At 75.3% G+C, this 4,532-nt stretch carries 6 protein-coding genes; all 6 read left to right on the forward strand.

Going from position 1 to position 4,532, the window contains the following annotated elements; translation table 11 throughout:
- The coding region (locus IE312_RS39610; protein WP_502266968.1) for an Asp-tRNA(Asn)/Glu-tRNA(Gln) amidotransferase subunit GatB at positions 1 to 551 on the forward strand (551 nt) is incomplete at its 5' end.
- Between the two features lie 146 nt (positions 552 to 697).
- Entirely contained in the window at positions 698 to 1,066 is a 369-nt protein-coding gene (locus tag IE312_RS11565; RefSeq protein ID WP_189980911.1) for a hypothetical protein, read from the forward strand.
- Positions 1,067 to 1,181: 115 nt separating this feature from the next.
- On the forward strand, positions 1,182 to 1,754 hold the full coding sequence (locus tag IE312_RS11570) for a GNAT family N-acetyltransferase (RefSeq protein WP_189980913.1): 573 nt from the start codon (positions 1,182 to 1,184) through the stop codon (positions 1,752 to 1,754).
- 35 nt (positions 1,755 to 1,789) lie between these two features.
- Positions 1,790 to 2,464 (forward strand): hypothetical protein, encoded by a 675-nt coding sequence (locus IE312_RS11575; protein ID WP_189980915.1) that lies wholly within the window; start codon positions 1,790 to 1,792, stop codon positions 2,462 to 2,464.
- A gap of 195 nt (positions 2,465 to 2,659) precedes the next feature.
- Positions 2,660 to 2,851: a hypothetical protein gene (locus IE312_RS11580; RefSeq protein ID WP_189980916.1), complete on the forward strand. Its 192-nt coding sequence runs from the start codon at positions 2,660 to 2,662 to the stop codon at positions 2,849 to 2,851.
- Between the two features lie 188 nt (positions 2,852 to 3,039).
- On the forward strand, positions 3,040 to 4,532 hold a 1,493-nt coding region (locus tag IE312_RS39615; RefSeq protein WP_229899629.1), incomplete at its 3' end, for an ATP-binding protein.

Genomic DNA, 4,532 nt, shown 5'->3' on the forward strand with positions numbered 1-4,532 from the left:
AGCTGCCGCTGGCCCGCCGCACCCGGCTGCTGGCCGAGTGGGGCATCTCCGCCACGGACATGCAGGCGATCCTCAACGCCGGTGCGCTGGAGCCGATCGTCGCCACGATCGACGCCGGGGCCGACGCGGCCTCCGCCCGCAAGTGGTGGATGGGTGAACTGGCACGCAGCGCCAACGAGTCCGGCACCTCGCTGGACGAGCTGGCGATCACCCCGCAGCAGGTGGCCCGGGTCGCCGAGCTGGTCGCCAAGGGCGACCTGAACGACAAGCTGGCCCGTCAGGTCATCGAGGGCGTCCTCGCGGGCGAGGGCACCCCGGACGAGGTCGTCGACCGGCGCGGTCTGAAGGTCGTCTCCGACGAGGGCGCGCTGACCACCGCCGTCGAGGAGGCCATCGCCGGCAACCCGGGCATCGCGGACAAGATCCGCGGTGGCAAGGTGGCCGCGGCCGGCGCCCTGGTCGGCGCGGTCATGAAGGCCACGCGCGGGCAGGCCGACGCGGCCCGCGTCAAGGAGCTGATCCTGGAGAAGCTGGGCGTCAGCGAGGGCTGAGAACCCGGCAAGGACCCGGCAAGGACCCGGCGAGGGCCGGGAGCACGGCCCGCCACGGCCCCGGAGGCATGCCTTCCGGGGCCGTGGCGCATGCCGCGGCGGCCTGGCCGCCGTACTTCCGTGACGAGACGGTACGCTCGCCCGCCATGAGTGGACGCACCGATTCCGATACCGAGCCCGTGATAGCCGAGGACGCGCAGGACACGCAGGTCACGCGGGACGACGCCCAGGACGGCACCCGGGATGCCGAAGACGCCGAGGAGTACGCCGGGGACGCCCGGCGGGCCCGGTGGATCGCAGCCGGCACCGGAGCGCTGCTCTGTCTCGCGGGGCTCGCCGCGGCCCTTCTGCGACTCACCGGTTCCGCGCCGGCCGGGGTCCCCGCCGCCTACGCCCTCGGCGCGGCGGTCTGCGCCCTCGCGACGGCGCTCGGCGCCCGGGGCCGCACCCGCAGGGCCCTGTGGCTGCTGATCGCCGGGACGATGGTCATGGCGCTCGGGGACCAGTTCGACTGACGTCCCGCCTGCCGCCCGCCCGGGCCGTAGCCGGTGACCGGGCGCACCCGGTGCGTCCGGCATGAGAGGCTCGGTCGGCTCCCGGTGGACGACCTGCGGAAGGAACCACGGCACGATGTACGCGACACCGATCGGTGACGACGCCGAACTGCGGCCCCTGGAGGTCTGGCACGCCGCCGAACTGCTGGCGAACATCGACCGGGGGCGGGAGTTCATCGGCCGGCACATCGGTCTGGCGGACGTGGTCCGCGACCTCGACGGCGCCCGGGGCTGGCTGAAGTCGTACGCCGACAAGCGCGGCGCCGACGCGGGCGGCCTGCACGGGATCTGGCTGGCCGGCGAGCTGGTCGGCGGGCTGCTGTTCCGGGCCTGGGACACCGCGAGCGGGGTGTGCGAGGCCGGCTGCTGGCTGGAGCCGGCGGCGGCCGGCGGCGGGCTGGTCACACGCGGGATGCGGGTGCTGCTCGACTGGGCCTTCGAGGAGCGCGGCATGCACCGGGTGGAGTGGTACGCCTCCTCGGCCAACGAGCCCAGCATCGCCGTGGCCCGGCGGCTCGGCATGACCCGCGAGGGCGTCCTCCGGGAGAACTACCCGCACGGTGGGGAGCGGACCAGTACCGAGATATGGGCCCTGCTGAGGCCCGAGTGGCCCGCGGCACGCGCGCGTGCCGCGCGCAGCGGTCGTTAAGGGACCTCTCAGACAGCGTCCGTACGGTGCCGGGCATGGCAACGAAGACAGCGCAAGGCGCCGGTACCGAGGCGCGCAAGGACGATGCGACGGCGGCGGCCGGCACCCGGGACGCCCGTGCCGGGCGGGAGGCAGCCGCGGAACAGGCCGCGGACGCGGCGCACGAGGAGACCGCCGCGGAGGCCGGGAGCAGCGCGAACGGCGAGCCCGCCGAGAACGGTGCGGGCGGCGTGCACGGCGAGGGGGACGCGTACGGCGAGGGCGGCGCGCACGGCGAGGGCGGCGATGCGTCGGAAGCCGCCGGCGGGAAGGCGTCCGCCGGGGTCGGCCAGGGCGCCGGCGCCGTGGTCTCCGCGGCCCTCGGCCTAGTCTCCCTCAGCGGCGGCTGGATCGGCACCGTCGCCTCCGCGCGCGAGCAGCTCGTCGGCCAGCTCAGGACCTCCTCCACGGCGAGCGTCGCCCGGCAGATCAAGGAGGTCTACGGCGACGCCTGGCACACCACCGCCCTGTGGGCGGGCCTGTTCGCGCTGGCCGCGCTGGTCACCGGGGTCGTCGTGCTGGTCCGGCCCGCCTTCGGCGCCCCGGGCCGCCCGCAGGCGCCCTGGATCAGGTCGGTCGCCTGGGCGGGTGTCTCGCTCGGTGTCATCGGGCTGCTCCTGGCCGTCCTGAAGTACACCGACGCCCTGCTCGGCCTGCCCTCGGCCGGCTGAGAAACCGCAGGCCGGCAGGGGCCTTAGGGCGTCCGCCAGGTGTACGCGGACGCCCTAAGGCGCCTTACGCGCGCGTGCGGCCCGCCGGCCGCGCGAAGATGCGGCACTCTCCCGATGTGGCGGACCCCCCTGGGAGACGAAGGTGGAGGCATCGCGGAAAGCGACGCACCACACCGACTCTTCGAAGGAACCGCCATGTACCAGCTCGAACTCCACCAGATCCGTGCCGCCGAGCTGCGCAGCACGGCCCGGCGGGAGCGCCTGGCCCGCGAGGTCGTACGCTCCCGCCGTGCCGCCCGCCGCGCGCGGTCCGACGGTCACGGGGCCCCGGCCGCCGAGTCGCATACCGACCGGCCCCGCCGGCACCGGCTGCCGCGCACGGCATGACGGCGGGGGCGCGCAGCGGCCGGACGGGGGTCGGCCGCTCACGGGCCCAGGGTCGTACGGCTCCGCTGCGGAGCCGTACGGCCCTTTCGGCCGAGGACGCGACACTCCCGGCGCCCCTCCCGGCCACCGGTACGACCATCACACGGGGGCTGTGGAAAACCGGTGCCGGGGTGTCCCGGCCCCGTGCGATGCTCGGGCCCGTGGAGACCAGGTCCGTCAGTCCCGTGTTCGTCGGCCGCACCGACGAGTTGGACACGCTGAACGAAGCGCTCGCCCGAGCCGCCGCGGCCGAGCCGCAGGCGCTGCTGCTCGGCGGCGAGGCGGGTGTCGGCAAGACCCGCCTCGTGGAGGAGTTCGCCGCGGTCGCGGCCCGGCGGGCCGCCGTCGTCGCCGTCGGCGGCTGCGTGGAGATCGGCGCCGACGGACTGCCGTTCGCCCCCTTCTCCACCGCGCTGCGCGCCCTGCGCGACGCCCTGCCCGAGGAGTTCGCCGCCGCCGCGGCCGGCCAGGAGGAGGAACTGGCCCGGCTGCTGCCCGACCTCGGCGAGGCCGGCGCCGGCCGCCACGACGAACAGGGCACGGCCCGCCTGTTCGAACTCACCGCCCGGCTGCTGGAGCGGATCGCCGCCGAACACACCGTCGTACTCGTCCTGGAGGACCTGCACTGGTCCGACGCCTCCACGCGCCACCTCCTCGCCTACCTCTTCCGCACCCTGCGCGCCGGCCGCCTCCTCGTCCTGGCCACCTACCGCTCCGACGACATCCACCGCCGCCACCCGCTGCGCCCCCTGCTCGCCGAACTCGACCGGCTGCGCACCGTGCTGCGCATCGAACTGGCCCGCTTCACCCGCGAGGAGGCCTGCCGCCAGATCGCGGGCATCCTGGCCGCCGAGCCCGACCCCGCCCAGGTCGACGAGATCTACGAACGTTCCGACGGGAACGCCTTCTTCATCGAGGAACTCGCCGTCGCCGCCGCCGAGGGCAACTGCACGGGTCTCACCGACTCCCTGCGCGACCTGCTCCTGGTCCGGGTCGAGGCACTGCCCGAGACCGCCCAACGGGTCGCCCGCATCGTCGCCGAGGGCGGCTCGACCGTGGAGTACCGGCTGATCGCCGCCGTGGCCCGGCTCACCGAGGACGACCTCATCGAGGCGCTGCGGGCCGCCGTCGGCGCCAACCTGCTCACGGTCACCCGCGCCGGCGACGGCTACCGCTTCCGGCACTCCCTGGTCCGCGAGGCCGTCGCCGACGACCTGCTGCCCGGCGAACGCTCCCGGCTCAACCGCCGCTACGCCGAGGCCCTGGAAACCGACCCGGCCCTCGTCCCCGCCGACGCCCGCGTGATGCGCCTGGCCAGCTACTGGTACCACGCCCACGACGCCGCCAAGGCGCTGCCCGCCGTGCTGGCCGCCGCCGTCGTCGCCCGCCGCCGGCACGCCTACACCGAACAGCTCGGGCTGCTGGAGAGGGCGATGGAGCTGTGGGACAGCGCCCCGCAGGAGGTCCGGGCCGCCCTGCGCCCGGTCGACTACACCGAGGTCTACCCGCCGCCACTGCCCGAACGCAGCGGGGGGACCCCCAGCGACTGCGACCCGGCCACCACCCCGCTGCGCTACCTCGACCTGATGGCCGAGGCCGCCGTGGCCGGCCGCTTCGGCGGGGAACGCGAACGCGCCCTGAA

This window comes from Streptomyces capoamus, from assembly GCF_014654935.1.
GTDB lineage: Bacteria > Actinomycetota > Actinomycetes > Streptomycetales > Streptomycetaceae > Streptomyces > Streptomyces capoamus.

Bases quoted from the DNA above. Each gene is read 5' to 3' on its own strand.
- IE312_RS11565 (WP_189980911.1), top strand. From the start codon at position 698: ATGAGTGGACGCACCGATTCCGATACCGAGCCCGTGATAGCCGAGGAC.
- IE312_RS11570 (WP_189980913.1), top strand. From the start codon at position 1,182: ATGTACGCGACACCGATCGGTGACGACGCCGAACTGCGGCCCCTGGAG.
- IE312_RS11575 (WP_189980915.1), top strand. From the start codon at position 1,790: ATGGCAACGAAGACAGCGCAAGGCGCCGGTACCGAGGCGCGCAAGGAC.
- IE312_RS11580 (WP_189980916.1), top strand. From the start codon at position 2,660: ATGTACCAGCTCGAACTCCACCAGATCCGTGCCGCCGAGCTGCGCAGC.